At 35.6% G+C, this 24,354-nt stretch carries 18 protein-coding genes; 8 read left to right on the forward strand and 10 right to left on the reverse strand.

From position 1 onward, the window contains the following. Window positions 1-78 precede the first annotated feature (78 nt). Window positions 79-915 (forward strand): ABC transporter ATP-binding protein, encoded by an 837-nt coding sequence (locus tag SP041_RS15700; protein ID WP_025563422.1) that lies wholly within the window; start codon window positions 79-81, stop codon window positions 913-915. Window positions 916-1,197: 282 nt separating this feature from the next. Here the strand turns inward: SP041_RS15700 and SP041_RS15705 are convergent, their stop codons facing one another. Beyond that, window positions 1,198-1,824, reverse strand: a complete 627-nt coding sequence (locus SP041_RS15705) for a hemolysin III family protein (RefSeq protein ID WP_025563423.1) — start codon at window positions 1,822-1,824, stop codon at window positions 1,198-1,200. A gap of 99 nt (window positions 1,825-1,923) precedes the next feature. Between SP041_RS15705 and SP041_RS15710 the strand changes: the two genes are divergently transcribed. Beyond that, window positions 1,924-2,865 carry a M14 family metallocarboxypeptidase gene (locus tag SP041_RS15710; protein ID WP_025563424.1) on the forward strand — a complete coding sequence of 314 codons (942 nt, stop codon included), beginning with the start codon at window positions 1,924-1,926 and terminating at the stop codon, window positions 2,863-2,865. Between the two features lie 81 nt (window positions 2,866-2,946). Here SP041_RS15710 and SP041_RS15715 read toward each other — a convergent pair whose 3' ends face one another. After that, the gene (locus SP041_RS15715) at window positions 2,947-3,732 is read right to left on the reverse strand and encodes a pseudouridine synthase (RefSeq protein WP_025563425.1); all 786 of its coding nucleotides are present in this window, start codon (window positions 3,730-3,732) and stop codon (window positions 2,947-2,949) included. Window positions 3,733-3,759: 27 nt separating this feature from the next. Between SP041_RS15715 and SP041_RS20895 the strand changes: the two genes are divergently transcribed. Further along, the gene (locus SP041_RS20895) at window positions 3,760-3,924 is read left to right on the forward strand and encodes a hypothetical protein (RefSeq protein ID WP_170968563.1); all 165 of its coding nucleotides are present in this window, start codon (window positions 3,760-3,762) and stop codon (window positions 3,922-3,924) included. A 129-nt stretch (window positions 3,925-4,053) separates the two neighbouring features. Here SP041_RS20895 and SP041_RS15720 read toward each other — a convergent pair whose 3' ends face one another. From SP041_RS15720 to SP041_RS15730, 3 genes are all read right to left on the reverse strand, one after another. Next, complete coding sequence (locus tag SP041_RS15720; protein ID WP_025563426.1) at window positions 4,054-4,905, reverse strand: PhzF family phenazine biosynthesis protein; 852 nt, start codon at window positions 4,903-4,905, stop codon at window positions 4,054-4,056. Window positions 4,906-5,461: 556 nt separating this feature from the next. Further along, window positions 5,462-6,580: a glycine cleavage system aminomethyltransferase GcvT gene (gcvT, locus tag SP041_RS15725; RefSeq protein ID WP_025563427.1), complete on the reverse strand. Its 1,119-nt coding sequence runs from the start codon at window positions 6,578-6,580 to the stop codon at window positions 5,462-5,464. 128 nt (window positions 6,581-6,708) lie between these two features. Beyond that, complete coding sequence (locus tag SP041_RS15730; RefSeq protein ID WP_025563428.1) at window positions 6,709-7,335, reverse strand: XRE family transcriptional regulator; 627 nt, start codon at window positions 7,333-7,335, stop codon at window positions 6,709-6,711. 386 nt (window positions 7,336-7,721) lie between these two features. Between SP041_RS15730 and gcvH the strand changes: the two genes are divergently transcribed. The 3 genes from gcvH (at window position 7,722) to purU (ending at window position 12,457) form a co-directional block, all read left to right on the forward strand. Further along, window positions 7,722-8,099 carry a glycine cleavage system protein GcvH gene (gcvH, locus tag SP041_RS15735; RefSeq protein ID WP_025563429.1) on the forward strand — a complete coding sequence of 126 codons (378 nt, stop codon included), beginning with the start codon at window positions 7,722-7,724 and terminating at the stop codon, window positions 8,097-8,099. A 187-nt stretch (window positions 8,100-8,286) separates the two neighbouring features. After that, a complete protein-coding gene (gcvP, locus tag SP041_RS15740) occupies window positions 8,287-11,199 on the forward strand; it encodes an aminomethyl-transferring glycine dehydrogenase (RefSeq protein ID WP_025563430.1) in 2,913 nt (970 codons plus the stop codon). Between the two features lie 379 nt (window positions 11,200-11,578). Beyond that, entirely contained in the window at window positions 11,579-12,457 is an 879-nt protein-coding gene (purU, locus tag SP041_RS15745) for a formyltetrahydrofolate deformylase (protein WP_137297918.1), read from the forward strand. 198 nt (window positions 12,458-12,655) lie between these two features. Here purU and SP041_RS15750 read toward each other — a convergent pair whose 3' ends face one another. The 4 genes from SP041_RS15750 to SP041_RS15765 form a co-directional block, all read right to left on the reverse strand. Next, the gene (locus SP041_RS15750) at window positions 12,656-13,189 is read right to left on the reverse strand and encodes a GNAT family N-acetyltransferase (protein WP_137297919.1); all 534 of its coding nucleotides are present in this window, start codon (window positions 13,187-13,189) and stop codon (window positions 12,656-12,658) included. Continuing rightward, complete coding sequence (locus tag SP041_RS15755) at window positions 13,186-13,455, reverse strand: DUF1778 domain-containing protein (protein WP_137297920.1); 270 nt, start codon at window positions 13,453-13,455, stop codon at window positions 13,186-13,188. The genes SP041_RS15750 and SP041_RS15755 overlap by 4 nt, the downstream gene beginning before the upstream one ends. A 180-nt stretch (window positions 13,456-13,635) precedes the next feature. Continuing rightward, window positions 13,636-15,711 (reverse strand): UvrD-helicase domain-containing protein, encoded by a 2,076-nt coding sequence (locus SP041_RS15760; protein WP_170968564.1) that lies wholly within the window; start codon window positions 15,709-15,711, stop codon window positions 13,636-13,638. Then, the gene (locus SP041_RS15765; protein ID WP_137297922.1) at window positions 15,698-17,527 is read right to left on the reverse strand and encodes an AAA family ATPase; all 1,830 of its coding nucleotides are present in this window, start codon (window positions 17,525-17,527) and stop codon (window positions 15,698-15,700) included. The genes SP041_RS15760 and SP041_RS15765 overlap by 14 nt, the downstream gene beginning before the upstream one ends. 250 nt (window positions 17,528-17,777) lie before the next feature. Between SP041_RS15765 and SP041_RS15770 the strand changes: the two genes are divergently transcribed. Continuing rightward, a complete protein-coding gene (locus tag SP041_RS15770) occupies window positions 17,778-18,515 on the forward strand; it encodes an NYN domain-containing protein (RefSeq protein WP_137297923.1) in 738 nt (245 codons plus the stop codon). Between the two features lie 544 nt (window positions 18,516-19,059). On the opposite strand, the gene SP041_RS15775 is transcribed toward SP041_RS15770, so the two are convergent. Then, window positions 19,060-22,419, reverse strand: a complete 3,360-nt coding sequence (locus SP041_RS15775; RefSeq protein WP_137297924.1) for a mechanosensitive ion channel domain-containing protein — start codon at window positions 22,417-22,419, stop codon at window positions 19,060-19,062. An 828-nt stretch (window positions 22,420-23,247) separates the two neighbouring features. Between SP041_RS15775 and SP041_RS15780 the strand changes: the two genes are divergently transcribed. Beyond that, window positions 23,248-23,640, forward strand: coding sequence for a RidA family protein (locus SP041_RS15780; protein ID WP_160061621.1), 393 nt, complete (start codon window positions 23,248-23,250; stop codon window positions 23,638-23,640). Window positions 23,641-24,354: the final 714 nt, after the last annotated feature.

The raw sequence follows: 24,354 nt of genomic DNA on the forward strand, positions 1-24,354 counted from the left end.
GCTAATTTAAAAGACTCATTTAACAGTACAGCTAATAACTAATTAATTAACGAACAATAAGCAATTAAGGAAAAAAACATGAATGTTTTACTTGATATAAGCCATATAGATATGGAATTCCCAACCCCTACGGGTAGTTTTACAGCACTTAAAGATGTTGATTTAAAAATAAAAAAAGGCGAGTTTGTTTCACTGATTGGCCATTCAGGTTGTGGTAAATCAACGGTATTGAATGTGGTTGCTGGTTTATATCAAGCAACCAAAGGCGGCGTGATTCTAAGCGGTAAAGAAGTCACTGAACCGGGTCCTGAACGCGCCGTTGTTTTTCAAAATCATTCGTTGTTACCTTGGTTAACAGCTTATCAAAATGTAGAGTTGGCGGTTGAACAAGTCTTTGGTAAAACAATGAGTAAACCCGCTAAGAAAGATTGGATTGAACATAATCTAAAATTGGTTCACATGGACCATGCAATGTACAAACGTCCTAATGAAATATCGGGCGGAATGAAACAACGTGTAGGCATTGCGCGTGCATTAGCAATGCAACCAGAAGTTTTATTAATGGATGAGCCTTTTGGAGCACTAGATGCGTTAACAAGAGCACACATGCAGGATTCATTAATGGAGATTCAAAATGAGTTGAATAATACCGTTATCATGATCACCCATGATGTTGATGAAGCTGTATTGTTATCAGACCGAATTGTCATGATGACGAATGGTCCAAGTGCGACAGTCGGTGAAATTCTAGATGTCGATTTAGAACGTCCACGTGACCGATTAAGTTTATCTAAGGATGCACATTACAATCGCTTAAGATCTGATGTGTTAACCTTCTTATATGAAAAACAACGTAAAGTTGAAAATATTAAGGGTAAAACGATTTCAACCAACGCTTCTATAAAAACGGCCTAGGCTTATGTCGACTATAGCGTTAATAAATAAAGAGATACTAAGAGAACAAGGGTTAACACAAAAACTAACCCTAACACTAATAAAAAGGCGAGAATTGACAATAATACGGGGATGTAAATCCCCTCTTTAACTTATCGTCAATCGTGAAATCAAAGCATTTTTTTAAGAATCTCAAAAATCACCTTTAAGCCACAATTAAAAATATTTTAATAAGTAAAAAAATTAGTAAATGAAAGTAATCAAAAGAAAACAAGCAAAATAAAACAATCGAAAGAAAAAATCCTACCGCACATAAAATGCAATTGAGATAAAGTGACTTATTGACCCCATTAAAACAAACAGATGCCAAATACCATGTGCATGCTTCATTTTAGTTAGATCATCTAACACATAAAAGATAATACCAACGGTATAAGTAATGCCGCCAATAGTTAACCAACTAATACCAGGGCCCGGAATTGCTAGTTGTAACGCAGAATATTTAAAAACACATATCCAACCCATCGCTAAATAAATAATGATTTGTAACCACTCGATACGTTTAACCACAAGTAAATCAATCACTAAGCCAATCACCGCTAATCCCCACACTAAGCCAAGCATCAACAGTCCATCATCACCTTGTAGTGTAAGCAGCATGTAAGGTGTATAAGTGCCTGCAATCAATAGATAAATTGAAACATGATCTAACTGTTGAAAAATTTTTTTAAGTTTAGGTGGATGGAAACTATGATATAAAGTCGACATCGTATAAAGCATGATCAAGGTAGTTCCAAACACAATAAAACTAACGATAATTCGCCAATTATATTCTTGAAAAGCAATCGTTAATAATGTGCCAAAGCCAATTAAAGCTAAGATGGCACCAATAAGATGGGTAATACTATTGAGTTTTTCGCCGTAATACATAAAAACCTTTCTATTAATGGTAGGATATTAAGCTCATCCATAGTATGACTTAAATGGCGTATCTCACACTTAAAATAAATAATTATTAAGGAAAACATTATGTCAGAGAATACATTTTACCCTATTGGTACGCCAGGCACTCCTTGGTCTGATGACCAAAAAAAGCAATGGCATGATGCAGCTGTTAAATCTCGATCTTACCCGGATGAAGTGATAACGAAACTTAAATCACTTTCATCCCATGGTTTTAACCTATTACAATACGGTACGCTAAGTATTGACACGAATAGTTACCCATTGTTCGCACTACAAAGTAGAAATTGGGATATAAATAAACCAGTAATATTAGTCACTGGCGGTGTCCACGGTTATGAAACAAGTGGTGTACAGGGCGCAATTCAGTTTTTACATACTTCAGCTCAAGATTACCTCTCTCAGTTTAACCTTGTTGTTTTACCTTGCATTAGTCCTTGGGGATATGAACATATAGCACGTTGGAATCCTTATGCAGTTGATCCTAACCGTTCATTTACTACCGATAGTCAAAGCCAAGAAGCCGTACACGCAATCAATTTCGTTAATGATTTAGAGGGAGAACTGCTTTTACACATCGATTTACATGAAACTACCGATACCGATGAAAGTGAATTTAGACCCGCATTAGCAGCCAGAGACGGCGAACAGTATATGGCAGATACTATTCCAGATGGTTTCTACTTAGTCGGCGACTCAGAGAATAAGTGCGTTGATTTCCAGAACACTATCATTAAAGCGGTTAAGCAAGTGACTCATATAGCGCCTGCTGATAACAATGGTAAAATCATTGGCTCTACAGCGGAATATGAAGGCGTTATATATTATCCAGTAAAAGCATTAGGCTTATGTGCGGGTATGACGGATGCTAAGTTCACAACAACGACGGAAGTTTATCCCGATAGTGACAGTGCGACACCTGAAGACTGCAATAATGCACAAGTTGCCGCGATTGAATCTGCCTTAGATTACCTAATACAAATCCATTTGCCTGAAATAGCTAAATAGCTAAATAGCTAAGCGTTTAGCCACATGTTAGTTGCTTCTTTATAAAAGATAAAAACTAGATTAAAAGTTAAAGATGAAAGATTAGACAAAAGAAGCAACTTCAAGTGGTGTTAAATAACGCCACTTTCCTAATTCAACATCGAGTTTCACGTCTCCAATTTGTTCTCGATGCAATTTAATCACCCGGTTACCAACAGCCGCAAACATACGCTTAACTTGATGGAATTTACCTTCAGTAATGGTTAATAACACTTCTTTTTCAGCTAGTTGAACAAGCGTTGCAGGTAAAGTTAACTTAGCTTCTCCTTGTAATTGAATACCTTGATTAAATTGTTCAATAAGATGCGCTTGTAAAGGCTTTGATAAACCCACTCGATATACTTTCTTACAATCGTTCGTCGGTAAAGTAATGTTAAATGTCCAACGGCCGTCGTCAGTAATTAAAATGAGCCCAGTCGTATCCGCATCTAAGCGCCCTGCTATGTGTAACTCAGTAGTTTCGAATATTTTTGGTGTATCGGTTGTATCTATTTCGGTTATATCTATATCGGGTGTATCGATGCCAGATTCATTCACATCACAGCTACCCGCTTCATTATCTAAATCAGTTAAACGATTTAATACAGAAGGGTAAACTTCATCGACATTAGAACAAATGGTATTAGCAGGTTTATTCATTAACAAATAGCGGAATGGACGACAAACTAACAATTGACCATCGAGTGTTACGTGATTATTTTCATGTACTTGAAAAGCTGCATCGCTAACAATCGCCTTATTAACCGCCACTTGGTTGTTAAGAAGCCTTTCAACGGCTTGCGCTTTAGTTAAGGCAGTACTCTTACAAATGAATTTATCTAGACGCATAATATAAAACGTACCTTGTAAACGGTGATGCAATTAACAATCGATATTACTCTGCTAGTTATTTTTATCGTTGTTATCGCTGATAGTAAAATAGTGATTGTAGTGAATGCTAATACTGCTATTAGTTATGTTGCCGTTAATAATATTGTTAGCATAGTTCTGGTGTTAATAACCATGAGTAACGTCACCTAACCAATAACGTGGTAAACCATTCCATTAACGACTTTAACTAGCCATTTTAACGACCCATTTAAGCTAACCATTCCAACTAACTACTTCAGTGAAGCATGTTAACTAACCATTTGAATCAAGTTCAACTGTTTACACAAGTATTTTACCTTGAAGATATAAAACCGCAGAACCAGACACTAACACTCGATCGTTTTCCATTTCACAATAGAGAATGCCACCACGTTTTGAAGCTTGGTAAGCGGTTAACCTATTTTTATTCAGTCGCGTTGACCAGTACGGAGCTAACCCTGCATGGATAGAGCCAGTAACTGGGTCTTCATCTCCTCCGCTAGCAGGCCAAAAGTATCGAGAAATAAAATCAGGGTTTATACCTGCACCCTTACTTTTGCTAACATTACCTTCATTGATACTTAAATTAGAATCAACGTTGCAACTTGATGTCACCACTAAGTCATACGGCGCTAACAACTTAAGCAACTCTGCGTTATATTCAACGTTTAATACATCGTTTGCCGAGGCTAGAACAGCAAAATAAGCTTGTCTATTCTTCATTACTACTAACGGTTTTATAGATAAGCCATCGAGTACCGCTGGTGGAATATCTTTCACGATCTCAGGCATTTGATTAGGAAAACTCATTTGAATACGTCCATTATCTAACTGCTGAACCGATAAAGTCCCTACTTCCAGCGTCACAAAATCAATTTCACCTTGAACATCAAACTGATTAAACAAGATAAATGAAGACGCTAACGTAGCATGTCCGCAAAAATCAATTTCAGTTAACGGAGAAAACCAACGTATTTCGTAACGATTAGGCGTAATCTTTTTAATAAAAGCGGTTTCAGATAAGTTATTTTCAATGGCAATATTTTGCATTAACTCATCAGCGATCCATTCAGTCAACGGTACAACAGCAGCAGAATTGCCTTTAAATTGCTGCTCGGTGAACGCATCTACCACATATATTGCGAGTTCCATTATTTTTGCTCCGTTAACTTTACCAATATTGAATGGTTAGTATCAGGGGTGAGTGACAAAGATACAAGATAGAGTTGGGGTAATCTTATGTTAATATTTTCTAATGTCGTTTAATGTCATTGGCATAAAACCAAATTAACCTCATCATGAACAGTAAGCGTTCCATTTTTATTCAAGCTTAAATTGTTGGGATATTTAATTCTTTTCAATTGAAATGCTTATTTTACAAAATCTCAGACCTTACAAATTAACAATGCTTAAAAACTCATACTTAAAAATTCACACTTAAAAATCATAGCTGTATTTACATACAGTAGTCATTGAATATTAAAAAGAAATTACCATGAATACGTTTAAAATAAGGAGGGATGGTTATTAATCGAGCAATACAAGCATATATGTCTGGTTTTTGGTTCAGTCTGCGAATAACAATATACTGGTTATTTATACAGTTAAATTTTAAATGTGACATTATCACCACAAATAAGCATAAAAAAAGCAGGCAATAGCCTGCTCCATAAAATATTAACTTTCATTAAGGTTTTTAATAAAAGGTTTAGCCTCGGTAGTAACTTTGCGCAACAAAAGGCATTTTTTCTACTGTCATGGCTAGTTTTTTGCCACGTACTTCAGCAAAAATTTCAGTACCGATAGCAGTGAATGCCGTATAGATATAACCCATTGCAACCGGCATACCTTTTGACGGACCAAATGTACCGCTTGTAACCACGCCAATTTGATTGTCGTTGGCATCAAATAATACTGCACCTTCACGAACAGGCGCTTTAGTTTTACCAATTAAACCAACACGTTTACGTGAAATATTTTTAGTTTTAATTTGCTCTAGGATTAACTCACTACCAATAAAACCACCAGCACGTAAACCATCTTCACGGCGTACTTTGCTGATACCCCATAAAAGGCTCGCTTCAACAGGTGTGGTTGTTTCATCTAAGTCATGGCCGTATAAACATAAACCACACTCTAAACGTAAAGAATCACGTGCACCTAAGCCAATCCATTCAACTTCATCGTTAGCTAATAGCTCACGAGCTAATTGCTCAGCTTGTTCAGCAGGTACTGATATTTCAAAACCATCTTCACCGGTATAACCAGAACGACTGACGTAACATTCAACACCAACAAGCTCTACTTTCTCGGCATCCATGAACACCATATTGCTAACACTTGGGTTTAGCTTCGCTAACATATCAACCGCTTTAGGACCTTGAAGCGCTAACAAAGCACGATCTTCAATAACCTCTATTTCAACATCTGCTGGTAAGTTAGTTTTTAAGTGTGCGATATCTTGTGTTTTGCAAGCCGCATTAACCACCACAAATAAATGGTTGCCAAAATTAGTCACCATCAAATCGTCACTAATGCCACCTTGTTCGTTAGTAAAAAAGGCATAACGTTGTTTACCCGCTGGTAAATCAATAATATCAACAGGCACTAATTTTTCTAATGCTTTGGCTGCACCTTCGCCTTTTAAACGAAGTTGCCCCATGTGCGACACATCAAATAACCCTGCCGATTGGCGACAATGTAAATGTTCTTTTTTTACACCTAATGCATATTGAACTGGCATATCATAACCAGCAAAAGGCACCATTTTCGCGCCCATTTCAATGTGTAAAGCATGAAGAGGTGTAACTAATAATTGTTCTGACATCAGGTTGTACTCCAAAGGCTGTAAGGTTTAAACGTCATCTAACGTTTAGTCATTAATAAGGTTTATATTGTTTTTCATAAAGTGTTAATGGTTAAAATATTTACTGTTAAAAGTGAAACGTGAAGCAACTAAGAAGCCGTTACCCATATAATTGAGGCATCTTCCTCACTCACTGAAACAAGCATGTGTCCCATATTGGCATCGTAATAAACAGAATCACCTTCCTTTAAATTCACTGGTTCATAATATTCAGAGAAAAAAGTAAGCTCGCCACTGAGCACTAATAAAAACTCTTCACCATCATGACGTATCCAATCCGCATAAGCATCAAAATCACGAGCTCGAATTAATGATTTAAACGGCATCATCTTTTTATTAGTGAGCTGAGTAGCCAATAATTCATGTTCATAAGTTGATGTAGGGTGAGCTTTGCCCTCCTCTTTACGCGTAATGTCACGACGACCAGTTGTATTCACTTGCTTAGGTGCAGCAAATAATTGTGGAATATTAATCTGCAATCCATTGGTCAGTTTTTGCATTGCTTGAAACGTAGGAGATATTTGCTCGTTTTCTATTTTAGACAAAGTAGATCGCGCTAAGCCTGTCTTCTGGCTTGCTTCTTCTAAGGTTAACCCTAACGAAGTACGTATCTCTTTTAAACGCTCACCTAGCTTAATAGGCGCAATCTTTTGTGTTTGCTGATCGGTAGAAATGGTCATTGATGGATAAATATCTTGGTGTTGCTGATCAGTCATTACTGCTCTCCTGTTAATGTTCTCTATATTAACCTGCAAAAATAAAAGCGCACCTTAAAATAACGATCTAGATCACATTCGAGAAATAAAGTTTCCTTTTGGAAACTTTTGCTTAATTTAACTAAAATTAGACCATATAATGCTCGCCAATTGTTATTGCTTTGTTATATATTGTAGACAAACGTGCATTAAGCCTATTATTTAAGCTTGTTAGTGAGATGTTAAACATTAATTTCTCAATTTAATTATGCAAGAAAACTAATTCCACTATTGGAAACAAGTTTATTTAACGGTATCTTAATGACTCATTAAATTTATTAAGTGAGTGTTATGCTTCATTGCACAACATTTATTCTAAACACCATTTACTAGCTAAGGATTTAACTATGGAAAGTGCATTAAAGTTCACAGAATCACATGAGTGGGTACTAGACAACGGCGACGGTACCATCACTATGGGCATTTCGAACCAAGCTCAAAAATTACTAGGTGATGTAGTATTTGTAGACTTACCAGACGTAGGTGATGAAGCAGAAGCAGGTGAAGCATTCTCGTTAGTAGAATCAGTTAAAGCAGCATCAGATCTTTATGCACCAGTAACAGGTGAAATCATTGAGATTAATGAAGAACTTGAAGGTAGCCCAGAGCTAATCAACGAATCACCATATTCTGCAGGTTGGATTGTTAAAATCAAACTAGCAGACGCTGGCGAGTTAGATAACTTGCTATCAAGCGAAGACTACCATGCAGCGAACGAGGAATAAGCATTTTGCTTTTCTCAACACATTGCATCAACAGTAAAAAGAACCATTAACTTTATTAAGGCGACTTCATTTGAATTCGCCTTTTTTTTATAAAGCATTTAATTACTATTTGCTTCGTGCATGCTTAGTAATTGCTTATATAAAGAAGAAAACAACCTTTCTATAACTGCAACTGTTTAGGATTAATATGACTGCCAAAACATTACTCGATTTATTAAGTGACCAACAAGAATTTGCAACTCGCCACAATGGCCCCGACTCAGCTCAACAGCAAGTAATGTTAGAGACGATTGGTGCAACTAGTTTAGATCAACTGATAGACCAAACCGTACCTGCGGCAATCCGTCTACCAGAGAAAATGAACCTAGCAGAGCCACAAAGTGAATCGGCTATGTTGGCATCATTAAAAACCATTGCACAAAAAAATGTCGTTAATCGTAGTTTTATAGGTCAAGGTTATTACAACACCCTAACGCCTAACGTTATCCTACGTAACGTTTTAGAAAATCCAGGCTGGTACACGGCTTACACGCCTTACCAACCAGAAATTTCACAAGGTCGTTTAGAGTCATTATTAAACTACCAACAAGCAGTAATGGATCTAACGGCAATGGACTTAGCGAATGCTTCTTTATTAGATGAAGCAACAGCAGCCGCAGAATCAATGACATTATGTAAGCGCGCAAGTAAAAGCAAAAGTAACGCTTTCTTCGTCAGTAATGAACTACATCCACAAACTGTAGACGTTATCCGCACGCGTGCTGAATACATTGGTTATGAAATAATTACTGGTTCAAGTGAAGAGCTAGATAACCACGACGTATTTGGTGCAATTCTACAATACCCAAGCACAACCGGTAATGTCACAGACCTAACAGACGTGATTGCACAAGCACATGCTAAAAAGACATTAGTCACCGTTGCATCAGACCTATTAGCATTAACCGTAATAAAAGCACCCGGCGAAATGGGCGCAGACGTAGTGATTGGTAGCGCACAGCGTTTTGGTGTACCAATGGGCTTTGGTGGTCCACATGCCGGCTTCATGGCAACACGTGATAAGTTTAAACGTACTATGCCAGGTCGTGTTATTGGTGTGTCAAAAGACAGTAAAGGCAAGCAAGCATTACGTATGGCAATGCAAACGCGTGAGCAACATATTCGCCGTGAAAAAGCCACGTCAAACATTTGTACTGCTCAAGCATTACTCGCCAATATGGCTGCATTCTACGCGTTATACCACGGACCTGAAGGTCTATTGAAAATTGGTCGTCGTGTACATCATTACACGGCTATTTTAGCGGCGGGTTTGCAAAGTGAAGGTATTGAATTAGAAAATACAGCTTTCTTTGATACCATCACCATTAATACCAATGAACAGAGTAAAGCAATTTACCACCGTGCATTAGCAGAAGGTATGAACCTACGTAAGTTCCCATCATTAGATGCAACAACAGACAATGCACCCGTGCAATTAGGCATCAGCTTAGATGAAACAACCACTGCAAAAGATGTTGAAGATCTATTACTAGCGATCACAGGCAAAGCACTTCAAGTTAGTGAATTCAGTGACACCATTGCAAAAGATGAATTTGCAGCGATTCCAGAAGCATGTCGTCGTACGAGTCAATACCTAACACACCCAGTATTTTCAGCGCATCACAGTGAAACACAAATGATGCGTTACATGAAAAAACTAGAAAACAAAGATTACTCATTAACACACGGTATGATCCCATTAGGCAGCTGTACCATGAAGTTAAACGCAGCCGCTGAAATGTTACCTGTGACATGGCCTGAATTTGGTCAAATGCACCCGTTTGCACCAACAGAGCAAAGCTTTGGTTATCAAGAACTCGCTGAAAAACTATCTACTATGTTATGTGAGATCACGGGTTACGACGGAATGTCACTACAGCCTAACTCAGGTGCACAAGGTGAATACGCAGGTTTAATCGCGATTCAACGCTACCATCAACACAATGGCGATGCGCACCGTAATGTGTGTTTAATTCCAAGCTCAGCACACGGTACTAACCCAGCCTCTGCTGCCATGGTTTCAATGAAAGTAGTTGTTGTCGGTTGTGATGCTGAAGGTAATATCGACCACGCTGATCTTAAAGCTAAAATCGAAAAACACCGTGAAAACCTATCTTGTATCATGATCACCTACCCGTCTACACACGGCGTATATGAAGAGTCAATTCAAGAAGTGTGTGAATGGGTACATGAAGCTGGTGGTCAAGTTTACCTAGATGGCGCAAACATGAATGCACAAGTTGGTTTAACTACACCGGGCTTTATCGGCTCTGATGTATCACATCTTAACTTACACAAAACATTCTGTATTCCACATGGCGGCGGCGGCCCAGGTATGGGACCAATCGGTGTTAAAGCACATTTAATTCCGTTCCTACCAGGACACATCGAAGTCACTGAATCTGCAGACAACAAACATTACGCAGTATCAGCAGCCGAGTTAGGTTCAGCGTCAATTCTTCCTATTTCATACGCGTACATTGCGATGATGGGTGAGCAAGGGTTAACTGAAGCGACTAAACTGGCTATCTTAAATGCCAACTACGTAATGGAACGTTTACGTCCACACTACCCTATTTTATTCCGTGGTAAAGGTGGCCGAGTAGCGCATGAATGTATTATCGATATCCGCCCTATTGAAGCTGCTTCTGGCATTTCAGGCGAAGATATTGCTAAACGTTTAATGGATTACGGTTTCCATGCACCAACCATGTCATTCCCAGTAGCGGGCACACTCATGATTGAACCAACTGAATCTGAAAACTTAACTGAGTTAGATAGATTCTGTGATGCAATGATTGCTATTCGTCATGAAGCAAGCAAAGTTGAATCAGGTGAATGGACACTAGAAGATAACCCATTAGTAAACGCACCACATACTCAAGTCGACCTAATGGATGCACAATGGACACACGCTTACTCTCGCGAACTCGCTTGTTTCCCAACTGAATTCAGTAAAGGCGCTAAATACTGGCCAACCGTAAACCGTGTAGATAATGTTTTTGGGGATCGCAACTTGATTTGTTCATGCCCAAGTATTGAAAGCTATATGGAAGATTAGGATGGTATTAAAAACGAGTTTATGTCGCTAATCATCAATATTTTTAGCCTTTAAATTCGTTATTTTGATACTTTCCATGATCAACATACATACCAAAGAGCTACATCTTATTCATTGAATATAATGTAGCTCTGCTTTTACTTTCTAAAAAGTTACTATTTTAAAAGTTATTTTTTGAAAAACCACTTTATAAACAGTTCGTTTAAATATCATCAAGTATCTTAAAAAATTCCCCCTTTTTAAGGGTAAGGGATTCATTCGTTCAAAAATTACTATTAACCATCATTTACGACAAGAAACAGTCTCCACACACAATTTAAATACATAGAAAGACACTCTTTAATCATCAAATTTTGTTGAAATACCAAAAGGATTTAAAATGAAGGATATTGAATCAGCAGCACAAACCTACATCATCACTGCAGATTGCCCAAGTCGAACGGGTACCGTTGATGTGGTGACTCGCTTTTTATTTGAACAGCAATGTTACATTAACGAAATTCATTCTTTTGTAGACACCACGGAAAATAGATTTTTTATTCGTGTGGAATTCAGACTCGATTCAGATGCAATATTTAACCAAGATGGCTTCACAGAGCAGTTTGAGCAACGTGCGAGTCAGTTTGAAATGAAATGGCAACTAGCGCCAAGACCTTATAAATCAAAAGTCGTTATTATGGTGTCAAAACATGACCATTGTTTAAATGACCTTTTATATCGTTACCGTACGGGTGATCTTAATATCGAGATACCGGCGATCATTTCAAATCATCCTGATTTAGAGGAATTAGCAAAGTGGCATGGCATCCCTTATTACCACCTCCCGATCACAAAAGAAACTAAACCAGAACAGGAAGCAGAAGTTTATAAAATAATCGAAGAAAGTAAATCTGATTTAGTCGTACTAGCACGTTACATGCAAGTACTTTCAAGTGACATGTCTAAAAAATTATCTGGTCGAGCAATTAATATACATCATTCCTTATTACCGGGCTTTAAAGGTGCAAAACCTTATTATCAGGCATACGATCGCGGTATAAAGTTAGTCGGCGCAACGGCGCATTATGTCAGTGACGATTTAGATGAAGGTCCCATTATCACGCAAAGCGTAGACACGGTTGATCACAGTTATTACCCAGAAGACCTAGCAGCCAAAGGACGACATATAGAATGCTTAACCCTATCTCGTGCTGTGCGTTACCATATTGAAAATAGAATATTTCTTCATGGCAATAAAACTGTTGTGTTTGGTAAGTAGTACAAGTGTTCCTATTAAACATCGATGCGATGGAAGAGCCCTATTAGTAAGTTATCTGGATTTGAATCGATGTTGAAGCGGTAAATAAAGCTTAGCTAAGTCAGCTAAATGGCTAAGTGTTGGAAAATATAAAGCGGATCGGTTCCTTTTCAGAATTATTTACAGGGTCGAAATGACCCGCTTTTTGATATACATTCATTATTGATTAAATAATTGCTCAACCGTTTTCATTGGTAAAAATAAACGTGTACGTCCACGATATTCGCACAATACTTCAAAACCATATTTAACGTAAAATTGTTGGGCTGAGTCAGTCAAGCAATCGACAATAATCGCATAAGCGCGCATGTGATGATTAACTTCCCACAAATACTTCAACGCTTTAATGAGACTGATTTTTCCTAATCCATGTCCATGGAATTCATTATGAACGGCTAATTGAGCCAGTAAAAAAACAGGGATTGGATACTGAGGTAACTTTTTGGCAAGTTTGGCGGGTAATGTTTCCCTAGAAATTGAACTTGGTGCAACGCTGTAAAACGCGCAGATTGAAAACTTATTATTTAACAATGGTATGTTAGAGGGTAATACCATTGTTCTACTAATACCTGCTTGCATGTGTTTAGCGGCTTGTGTTTTTATAAACACATTTAACTCAAGTTCACCACAATCGAATGAGTTACGATCATGAACTGACTTATCTAATTCTTCAAAGGTTTTAGACCAACTCATTCAACGTGACTTTCTTTCGTAAATGCAGCAGCGGCTAATAATGCGGCATTAGGGTTATTAGCTTTGTCACAAGCTTCGACGAACTGATCAAAAACATTACCCTCCACAACCATCATTTCATGTTCAGCAATAACATTCGATGCATCTTCATCCATTAAACGAACTACATACTCAGTTAAACTTTTTAAGCCTAAAAGAGCAGAAGCTTTTTCAGCTTTTACTTTTATGTCTTTATCCAATCGAATATCTAAGCGTGCAGTAGCCATAACTTGCTCCCATTTATTGTACGGAACATTTCCGTAATTAATAAAGTATAAGCCTAAAAAAAACTAATGGCAACTGTACGGATATATGACGGATTTTTATTTATTTTCGTGGGTTTTTATATGAATAGGCTCACCCATTACTTCTGATTAATAGTTAAAAAAACCAAAATCTAGTCTCCTTTAGATATAAACCACATCCCAAAGGTCTGTATTGATAGTTAATTCATTAAATCTATTTTCTTCTACAGCAAAGGCTAATAAATGAGTTGGCCTAGAAAAGCCGACGTAAAGCATTTTAGAATATTTTTTTATGTTATCTATTTTTGTATTTAACTTTTTAATTTCTTTTTCTCGCGTAATAGCTCCTTGTTTTCCTTTTTCATTTAATGTCATTATTTCTAGTCTTAGCTGGTTAATTTTATTCCCTATATTTTTAATTAACTCCAAACTACTTGAACCATTAAATACTTCACTCATTTGGGTAGATTCATACTCGCTATAATAAAAGGATTCTAAATATAGTGTCGCTAAATGTGTTTGACCTTTTACACCATGTACAGTGCTAAACATTAAATTACAGTCTTCTTTTTCAGGATGAGCTGAAACATCATTTATCGCATAAACATCATAGATAAAAGCTCTATTAGCTGTACACCCTGGAAAAAACGCCCTAAAGATTGAAATTATATAAGCTTGTAATTCACCTAATACATGCTTGTGGTTACCTCTCATTACATTGATTGACCATAAATAAATATTCTTTTCAAAAAAAACTACTTTTTCATCTAAAGTTGATTTTTCTAGCAGTAGTTTTTTAAACGTAGATTCTTTGAAAAATTTTTCGTCATCATCTTTAACATTTGTCACTCTAAGCGATTTAAGAATTGCATTTTTAATATTGGAAGCAATTGGCTTTAAACTGTCATTCGTCTGTTCAAAGCAAATTAAATATTGAGCCAAACAGTCATATTCGTTTTTGGGCTTTGTTTGCTCACGGCTATAATTTGGATAGTAACTAGGTAGCGTGACTTTTGTTGCGTCGTCTTTTTTTGTTGTAACCCATGCTACAACGGAGAGCACTTCTGAAGAGGTATTTGGAAGTAAACCACCTTCTGTTAACTTATTAATTATTAATGTGTAGCACTCTATTAACCGTTCTTTATTAGCAAGGGTATAAACAAATAAGATAGGCTTGATTTGACTATCAGAATTTAAACCTACGATATTTGATTTTGTTAAACTAAATATATTTGTAAGGCTAGCATTTAGAGGAGATAGACGATGACTACCTGTGATTTCTTTTACTGTTTCTCTGTCTATCCAAATTTCATCTAATTTAACCTCTCCATTAAAAATTGCTTGATTTTTATCTCCAATACGTTGATATACAGATTTAGAACGACCACCATCAAAAAATAACATTTCCAAAATTTGATATTGATGCTTATCCATATCTTGCATTTCATCAACAAACACATAAGAAAAACGGCGTTGAATAATATTGATTATCTGTGGCTTAGCGAATAAATATTTATAAGCTAAAGCATAAGCATCATCAAAGTGTAAATAGCCTTCCTCAAGAACTTTCCTCTTTAATTTGAATAAATAATCTAAAATATCTGATTTTTCTTCATCTGAATAATCTTGATAGTTTTTCGATTTCGGCTTTGGTTTACTTATTTCTAAATCAGAACCATTTATTGTACTGACTAAGTTTGTACTATTGGGTTCCTGTGAAAAACGATAATTAAATATTTTTGATTCATTACAGGAAAAAATATACTTAACTTTTCTGAAAGTCTCTCTTTGACTAAGTAAATCGAAAGTTAATTTATTTTTTATTTGCTGAGCATATGCTTGGTCACATATTCTAGTAATGTCATTTCCAAAGCTTTGCTTAAAATAAGGTTTAGCCAAAAATTCATTAACAAAGCCCTGTATTGTTCCAACAAAATTTGGATGAGAGAATAGTTTTGGGCAATAAGCACCAATACGGCTTTTTATCTCATCAATTGCCGCATTTGTATGAGATATTACTAATATCCCCGAGCCATTTTTGAAAGGCATATAGCGCTCTAAAATCAATAACTTTGCTAATAGTACAGTTGTTTTTCCACTGCCAGGGACGGCCTGTAAATCAAGCGTGTTTAAGTCTTTTAAGAACTCAATTCGTTCATCATCGAATTTTTGCTCAGCTTTTAATAAAATAGATTCAGCATATTCAATATCCTCATCAGTAATACTAATTACAGACATATTTAATTGCTCCCATAAGAGAAGCAATTGGCTGATCTGTTTCATCTAGTTTTATTGAATCATCATAACCATCTGAATTTGGGTCTATTAAATTTGCAAGTTGGTAAGAAAATTCAGTTTTTTTAATGTCTTTCCCTAACAGTTTTTTGGCTAATTCGCTTCCGTAATTTGAGGTATCTATTTTAGGAAACATATCTAATAGAACAGATTCTACATGTTCCCCTAAAGTACTAGAAATAAGTAAACTATATTCCAGAGTCCAGCTTTCTGTTACAAATACACGAGTAGATTGCTTATCAAACTCTTCTTTTATTTTTTCTTTTTCTAGTAACGATTGTTTAGTAACTTCAATTTCACAACACTTGAGGTAGTTATATGTATTGTTTTTACCTTTTTTAATGGCTTTGCCTTCGCTGTCTATAGCTAACTCTTTTTCATAAGCAGGTACATCAACATCGGTGATGATAGCTACAGGTAAATTTAGACAAGGTTTTCTTTGTCTTAAAAATATTTTGGCAAATTTTATAAACTCAGCACTAGCAACATTTACAATAGAAACGCCTGCTTCTGTTAAATCTTTGGTAATTAAACCATCTTTTTTCATTTTTCTAGCAAGGGCGGGAATGAGTATTTCTTCAGACCAACCTTCTACCATAATCACACCTTTCGCAAAAAACAAGTTTGCTTTAGTTGTGTCTAAAAATCGCTCTAAATGTTTATAATCATCAGGATCTAATAATGTGTGCTTATTGTTCAAGGGATAAGCATTTTTATTATGGCAAATAATAATGTTTTCTAGTTTAACTTTCGATACTAAGTTTGGGCTATGTGTAGTTAATATTAGCTGTATATTTTGCTTATTTTGTAATGCTTCAATTACCTTCATCTGAGCTTGAGGGTGCAAATGTGCCTCTAACTCTTCTATCAAGCCTAATCTTAAACCTGTCCAATTATCTTTCTCTAGATGTAGTAATTCCGTCGCCATAAAAAGCTTATTCATCGTGCCAAGGCCAGGGTTTATCTGATCTAGAATTTGTAATTCTAACTTTTCTAAAATCGATTTTAAATTCGCGTTAGTTACATCAAAATTAGTCGCATGATTTTCATCAATAAATAATTTAACGAACGTATCAATTTTATCCTTTAATTCTTTGCCTTTTATATCATCTTTTAGAGAGGCACCATCGGCATCTAAGCCCTTAAAATATGCAGCGACATTTTCATTAAACTCCTGAAAAAGAAAAACTAATCTATGTTCATCTTTATTTTCAAAAGCTTCATGTGTTTGAAGGATATTTGATAGCCTGGAATTTTTCTTAGGGGTTAAGTCGAGATTAGCATCGCGAAGTGGCTTTAAGTACGTAGCTTTTAGATATTCACGAGCAGCAGCTTTTAGTGGTGTACCTTGAATGTCAACTCCGGCACATATATCGGTAGGTAATATGCGGTGATCAGTTCTCGACACATCATAAATTATTCTTAAATATGGCTTTGCTTCGTCGCCTTGCCCCTCAAATCCAAGCCACTCTGTAAAGTGAAAAGCTTCTTTTTCCATATCCTCAAAACGAAGCTCAATTCTAAATCTATTAGATGAGTCAAAAAAATCATTGTCATCTAATTTAATCCATTCATAACTGTGGGTCTTCAAAACTAATTTAATAGCATCAACTATCGCAGTTTTACCGGAGTCATTCTCACCGATAAGAACATTTAGACCTTTTGTAAAGTTCAAATCTAAATTAGGATTGCTTAAGTCTATTTTACTTGAAGAGCCATACTTTCTAAAATTCCATATTTTAATATTTGCTAAAAACATAATAGTTTCTTCCTTGTGAAACTTTAGAACCTGTTGAGACAGATATTACCTTTGGATTATAAGTCAAAGTAAGTATTTTTATTTTGAAGAGGCTCATGTTGTTTGATCTAATAAAAATACATACTACAATACTGATTTTAAAGTTAATTATAGATAAATATCTATCATAAAAGTACGTTGACAATAAGATTCCTTTCTACTTCTTTTGGTCAGAAAAATACTTTATTGTTTGTAGAAATGGAGTTTAATATTGAAAGATAAAGAGAAGATTGCGTTATTTATAGATGCTGATAACGCCCCAGCTGTAAAAATTGACGTTGTATTATCTGAGCTAGCCAAATTTGGTGTAGTTACGATCAGAAAAGCATATGGAAACTGGAAATCCTCTCGCTTAAAAAGATGGGAAGATGTTTTACACGAATATGCAATTCAGCCTATTCAACAATTTGATTTAACAAAAGGAAAAAATGCCAGTGATATGGCTCTCATCATAGATGCAATGGATATTCTTTATACAAAAGATATTGATGTAATCTGTTTAGTTTCTTCCGATTGTGATTTTACCCCCCTTGTTACCCGTACTCTAGCTGATGGTAAATTAGTGATTGGTTTTGGCGAACGTAAAGCACCGATCGCTTTTGTAAATAGTTGCTCTAAGTTCCTATATTTTGATAATGACAAAAAGAAAGTCGATTCTGATATTAAAGAAATATCTATTACTTCAACGAAGCTAGTAAAGACTTTAAATCGAGATACAAAGTTAATTAATTTGCTTAGGCAAGCTATAGAGGCTGTTGAGGATGACGATGGTTGGGCAATGCTCGGCCATATAGGTACACATATATCTAATCACACATCCTTTGATCAGCGAAATTATGGTTTTGCCAAATTAGGTGATTTATTTGGTGCAATAGATCTTTTTGAAATAAAGAAAACGCATGGTTCAGTACTTTGGATAAGAGACAAAAAGAAAGCTAAAAAAAATTGATTTGTTGATATGGTGCGATATTGCTACTTTAACCTTGTTTCCGATGAACTTAGACTTCAATAAAATCATGATGTTATCATACGAATAAGAATCGCAATATTCTTTGATAATACTGTTTTTGACCTAACCTTCTCCATCCTTCAAACCTTCGTGGTTCAATCGGTTTTTGATTTTAAAAGTCAACAAGCAACCACGAAGCCGCTTCGCTGCACGAAGGACACGAAGAAAACCTTTACAATAAATATTTTGAATTAACCTTCTTCACCCTTCGTGCCTTCGTGGTTAAATAGTTTTTTGACTTTAAAAGACAACAAGAACACGTCAAAGCAGAAAATTGTGGAAAGCCATTAGTTGATCGCAACAAATTCAATCTATTACGATCTAAAGTCACTGGCTGTCCAGCACTTTTTAATATTTTTATAATCCATATTTCTCATTAACCCAACTCACTTTGATAAATTTATAATGCATAGAATCTAACGTTGCAAGCCTTAGAAGCAATATGTAACCAACGTTTGATATTCTTAACACTAGGTAACCACAATTACGGGACCAGTTGATTAGAAACAATATGCAAGTCTCTTTGCGGAAAAGGTATCGAGATATTATGTTCTGCAAGAGTCCGGTTAAAACTACTATTAATCGCATGTGTAACAGGAAGACGATATTCAGTTTTTTCTACATAGACACGGGCTTCAAAGTTAAGTGAGCTATCACCGTGCTCTAAAAAGAAAACTTGTGGTCCTGGTTGAGTTAATATATCTGTTTTATTTTTAAGCTCTTGTATTAATAAATCACGAACTTGTTCCACATCAGAGCCATAAGCGACTCCAATTTTAATAACAACCCTAGTCACTGCATCGTTTAAAGTCCAGTTCGTTACATTTTCAGTAATAATCGATTTATTTGGAAGCAGAACCTCTCGATTGTCAAAATCTGTAACCGTAGTCGCTCGAATTGAAATATTAGTCACGGTACCCGATTGGTCGCCAATAGTGACTAAATCCCCTACCCGAATTGGCCTTTCAAACAAGATAATAATACCCGACACAAAGTTAGCAACAATTTCTTGTAAGCCAAATCCTAATCCGACACCTAAAGCCGCAACAATCCACTGTAATTTTGACCAATCTATACCCAATAGAGATAGACCAACAACACAACCGGTGCCTACTAAGATGTAACCTAAAATAGTAATTAAAGCATAACGAGCCCCGTTATCCATTTTGAATCGTTCAAAAAATCCAATTTCAATAACACCACGAATATTTTTAGCCGCAACCACCCCACCTGTTATAAAACTGATGCCTAGAATAATTTGCAACAATGTCACATCGCTAGCTAACTCTACACCACCTACTACAGTCACTTCTTGCCAAAGAACAATATCATCAACAATACCTAGTGCAGGTAATAAAGGTTTCCAGACAAACCAAAGACAAGCTATAAATAATAATCGAGAGATCCAAAGTATGATTGATCGACTTTGTCTTATTACTTCATCATTGTTTACCTCATTATTTATCTCATTGTTTATAGTTTGAGGTGGATTTGATTCATCATGACTTTGTGCTAAAAGTTCCTCTTGTTGAAGCTTCGCTTCTAAGCGTTTCTTTTTCATTATGTGGCGACGAAAAGTAACTAAAAAGATACGTAACATAATGCCATAAACAACTGCTACTAATACCAATAATATACCTGATAGGAAGATCTTTGATTGTAATTCGACTGCAGTATCAAAAAAACCAAATAACGGAAGTAAACCTATAATAAATGGAGAAATAACAATAAAAGGAAATGATAAATACATAAATGTACTGGCAGATGAATCGCCTTCGACACTATTTGCTACACCATTATTAGGTTGAAAAAATTGGTAGGTAAATATGGTAATAAAGAGCGACCCAGTAATAAAAGCAATAATAGCTATGCCATAACGCAATTCAGGCTCACCACTCGCAATTGCACTTGCAAATACAAAAGTGACTAAGGATTGTGTCGGCACAAACCACGTTAACATCTTTCTGAGTTTATTTCGTGCAATATCACTCCATCCAAAATGTTTATCAAATATACCATCTTGGCGACTCATTGACCGAAAGAAAAGTAAAATCAAACTGACTGAAGAAGCTAATGCTAAGCCTGTAGCAATCGCAGCTGAAAAGCTGCTAGATTCAGCATTATTTAAAATAAAACCTGCTAGAGCGCATAAAGCAAGGGGAACAGGCAACGCTAAAACAAACGTTAACAATAGAGCAAGTGGCGTTGTAAAATAGGTATCCTTTCCTACTTTACCAACTTGATTAACTAATGATTGTAAAACATGAATAATTTTAGATTTTAAGGCTAAAATAGTAATTGGGATGATAAGTGAGATTAAAAACAAAGTCGGCGTTTTTAACATGCCTGAATATAAAAGATTAAATGAGTTTAACCATGAATCTGGCGAAACATACCATTTAATATTGTTAATAAAATTATTGACAAGATTACTCATATTTCCTGAGTTTGAAGGTAACCAAATAAGTCTACGATCTAAGAGTTCTCTTAATTCTGCGCTTGATAATAAAAGCTGATTAATAAGTAACTTTTCTTCATTGATACCATCAGACTTTTCATTTGATGCTTCAATTAATAAACTTAATAACTCACGGCGTGTTTCAACCAGTTTTTGCGCAGATTCGATATCAGAGTAGGTAAACAACGTGCTATTATCACTTTGTTGCTTGACTAAACTCTCCTGATTATTTTTCATTGCATCTTCCAGAAACTGTCTAGCAGTAACCGAAACGTCAGAGATATTACGTACTCTTTCCTGCCACAATATCACATCAAGTTGATTTCGAATTGCATCTTCCTCAATGGTATATTTGCGTTGCTCAATCAAACTATCATTGGGTAAAGACGTTCTCAACTTACGTAATAATTCACCTAATTCATCTGTTACTCTTCCAGTTGCCAGTACACGCTCAACTGTTTCTGATGATTGTTGCACTTCAAGCTTTTGGCTCCTTAGCGTACTAATATTTTCTTTGTTTTTGGTTGAGTCGGCTTGCATTTTTATGAGCAATTCGGCCAGTGAAATATTTTCACTGGCAATAGTATAAAGTGGAGATTGTGGCTCAAATTCGGCACGCGTTTCTTTGTTTTTGTTAACCGTCTCTTGTACTTCCATATTACGAGTCTGCGATAAATAATCACTAAGTGCCGTAATTTTTTTTTCATAAAATTCGCTTTGCATTCGCAACTGGATAAGTTGTGCATTCACTAAAGTTTGCCTTGTCGATATAGTATCGAGTTCGCGCTCTAGTTTATTTATTGTTGCAGTATATTTATCTACATTTGCACTTTGTTTTAAGAAATTTGCTAATTCAATGGGGTTGGTATTTTGACTTGATTGTTTACTAACCGCCTCACTAATTATTTTTTTATTTGCTAATGCTTCGCTCAGCTCATTGGCAACTGCACTCCCACGGACACTTAAATCACTTTGTTCTTTTTGCTTATCTTTTAAACTGTTCAAACGGTTTTCTTGATCTGCAAGCTCTAGTAAAAGCTGATTTTGTAATTGATTAACAGGCAACGATGAATCAATTTCAATTGTTCTATTTTTTAAACGCTCATTTTCATTTTGAATAGTTAATATTTGTTGTGGTGTGGAAGTGGCTATTTCATCAAAATTTTCAGCTAGTTTGACTTGCTCATTTGCATTAATAAGTGATTTTTGTGCATCTTTAAGAGTTATGAGAACTTGTTGTTTTTGTTCCTCAACTAATTCTGTGTTTTGCTCAACACTATCTATTGCATCCACTACTTGTTTTTCTAGGGTATTTTCTTGCGCGAATGCAAGTGAAATTAATAAGTTAAGTGTAACGAGTACGAGTACGAGTATAAAAAACTTCATTATTCACAACCTGTTTTATGTTTTCAATGCATTCATTTGATTAGGTTTAAAGACTATAATTTACGTATTACTATCGCAATGGATATTTAAAAACGTTTTTGTTAAATCTATAGACGATTCGAAGATAGTAACCCCCCCCCTATCCTACCTTGTATTTCAAAAATTGATCATCACAAACCTATCAAACCATACTCACCACATCATTTTTTTGTAATGGATGAATCATATCGTCCAATAACTTACAGGGTTCTAAGTTGTAATGGGCTGTTAACTCGATAACATCTAACAGAGCGATATCTAAGCAATCCAATTAAAATTGAAGTAACCGTTAACTAATATACCCGTCACTTCCTTTATCTACTTGAACAAATAAACAATCTTATATTTCTGTTCCATTTAGAAATAAAGTTGTGGACAGCCAATAGTTGATCGTAAAAAATCAATCTATTAGGATCTAAAGTCACTGGATCTCCAACATTTTTTTACCTTAGCTTCAAATATTGGAAAACCTGTTCGTTTAGCTACTTCTTTTATTATTTCTGATTTATTCATGCTCACTTACCTTTAAGTTGCATAACGAGGCTGTAGAATTTCTCATTTTCAGCCTGTTTATTTAAATAAAAATAATATTAACAGTAACTTACATTTACTTGAGATTAAATAGGTTATTGTTTTTATTAACTAATTGATTAAATTGAGCCATAAATGGGATTAAAGGGTTGTACAAACTCCAATGGGGGCGACAATATACTTAACATCATGCTTATTCTAAGATAGTATAAATTTCTTTTATGCGTCATGCATATCCCCTTAAAAAAAGGATTTTTTATGAAAAAAGTTATTTTTAGTTTAATGTTGGTTTTGTTTGGTTCACAAGTTGTCTCTGCTGAACTTCCTTTTTCACCTTATAGAGTAGCTGGTGATACAGTTTACCTTTCAGGGCAGATTGCTTTAAAAGCAGAACGAGGTGAAAAACCTACAATACAAAAAGAAACACGTATTGTGCTTGATAAAATAAAAATGCTTTTGACAAAAGAAGGGTTAAACTTAAGTAATGTTGTTAAAGCAACGGTATATCTTGAAGATATTAAAGCTTACTCAGAAATGAATAAAGTATACGCAGAATACTTTAGTAAACCATATCCTGCTAGAGTTGCATTAGCAGTAAAAGAGTTACCACTCGGAGCGCAAATTGAAATTTCAGTAATAGCGCATAAATAACTCCTTATTGTCATAACATGCGTTAATCGCAGTAATTAGGGCTATCTAAACGGTAGCCTTTTTTATACCTGCCTATAAATAAAGTTGTGGACAGCCAATAGTTGATCGCAACAAAATCAATCTATTACGATCTAAAGCCACTGAGTGTCCAGCACTTTTTACTTGATCGTATTTACTCATTTTTCAGACTCCAATTGGTAGTTTTTTCTGTATATCTATTTTGAATTAACCTTCTCCACCCTTAAAGCCTTCATGGTTAAATAGTTTTTTGATTTTAAAAGACAACAAGTAACCACGAAGCCGCTACGCTGCACGAAGGACACGAAGAAAGCCCTTACAATAAATGTTTTGAATTAACCTTCTCCACCCTTCAAACCTTCGTGGTTAAATAGTTTTTTGATTTTAAAAGACAACAAGCAACCACAAAGTCGCTTCGCTGGACGAAGAACACGAAGAAAGCCCTTACAATAAATGTTTTGAATTAACCTTCTCCACCCATCAAACCTTCGTGGTTAAATCGGTTTTTGATTTTAAAAGACAACAAGCAACCACAAAGTCGCTTCGCTGGACGAAGAACACGAAGAAAACCCTTACAATAAATGTTTTGAATTAACCTTCTCCACCCTTCAAACCTTCGTGGTTAAATAGTTTTTTGATTTTAAAAGACAACAAGCAACCACAAAGTCGCTTCGCTGGACGAAGAACACGAAGAAA

This window comes from Psychromonas sp. SP041 (assembly GCF_000470315.2).
Classification (GTDB): domain Bacteria; phylum Pseudomonadota; class Gammaproteobacteria; order Enterobacterales; family Psychromonadaceae; genus Psychromonas.

Coding starts and splice junctions, on each gene's coding strand:
- SP041_RS15700 (WP_025563422.1), top strand. CDS start 79: ATGAATGTTTTACTTGATATAAGCCATATAGATATGGAATTCCCAACC.
- SP041_RS15705 (WP_025563423.1), bottom strand. CDS start 1,824: ATGTATTACGGCGAAAAACTCAATAGTATTACCCATCTTATTGGTGCC.
- SP041_RS15710 (WP_025563424.1), top strand. CDS start 1,924: ATGTCAGAGAATACATTTTACCCTATTGGTACGCCAGGCACTCCTTGG.
- SP041_RS15715 (WP_025563425.1), bottom strand. CDS start 3,732: ATGCGTCTAGATAAATTCATTTGTAAGAGTACTGCCTTAACTAAAGCG.
- SP041_RS20895 (WP_170968563.1), top strand. CDS start 3,760: ATGCAATTAACAATCGATATTACTCTGCTAGTTATTTTTATCGTTGTT.
- SP041_RS15720 (WP_025563426.1), bottom strand. CDS start 4,905: ATGGAACTCGCAATATATGTGGTAGATGCGTTCACCGAGCAGCAATTT.
- gcvT (WP_025563427.1), bottom strand. CDS start 6,580: ATGTCAGAACAATTATTAGTTACACCTCTTCATGCTTTACACATTGAA.
- SP041_RS15730 (WP_025563428.1), bottom strand. CDS start 7,335: ATGACTGATCAGCAACACCAAGATATTTATCCATCAATGACCATTTCT.
- gcvH (WP_025563429.1), top strand. CDS start 7,722: ATGGAAAGTGCATTAAAGTTCACAGAATCACATGAGTGGGTACTAGAC.
- gcvP (WP_025563430.1), top strand. CDS start 8,287: ATGACTGCCAAAACATTACTCGATTTATTAAGTGACCAACAAGAATTT.
- purU (WP_137297918.1), top strand. CDS start 11,579: ATGAAGGATATTGAATCAGCAGCACAAACCTACATCATCACTGCAGAT.
- SP041_RS15750 (WP_137297919.1), bottom strand. CDS start 13,189: ATGAGTTGGTCTAAAACCTTTGAAGAATTAGATAAGTCAGTTCATGAT.
- SP041_RS15755 (WP_137297920.1), bottom strand. CDS start 13,455: ATGGCTACTGCACGCTTAGATATTCGATTGGATAAAGACATAAAAGTA.
- SP041_RS15760 (WP_170968564.1), bottom strand. CDS start 15,711: ATGTCTGTAATTAGTATTACTGATGAGGATATTGAATATGCTGAATCT.
- SP041_RS15765 (WP_137297922.1), bottom strand. CDS start 17,527: ATGTTTTTAGCAAATATTAAAATATGGAATTTTAGAAAGTATGGCTCT.
- SP041_RS15775 (WP_137297924.1), bottom strand. CDS start 22,419: ATGAAGTTTTTTATACTCGTACTCGTACTCGTTACACTTAACTTATTA.
- SP041_RS15780 (WP_160061621.1), top strand. CDS start 23,248: ATGAAAAAAGTTATTTTTAGTTTAATGTTGGTTTTGTTTGGTTCACAA.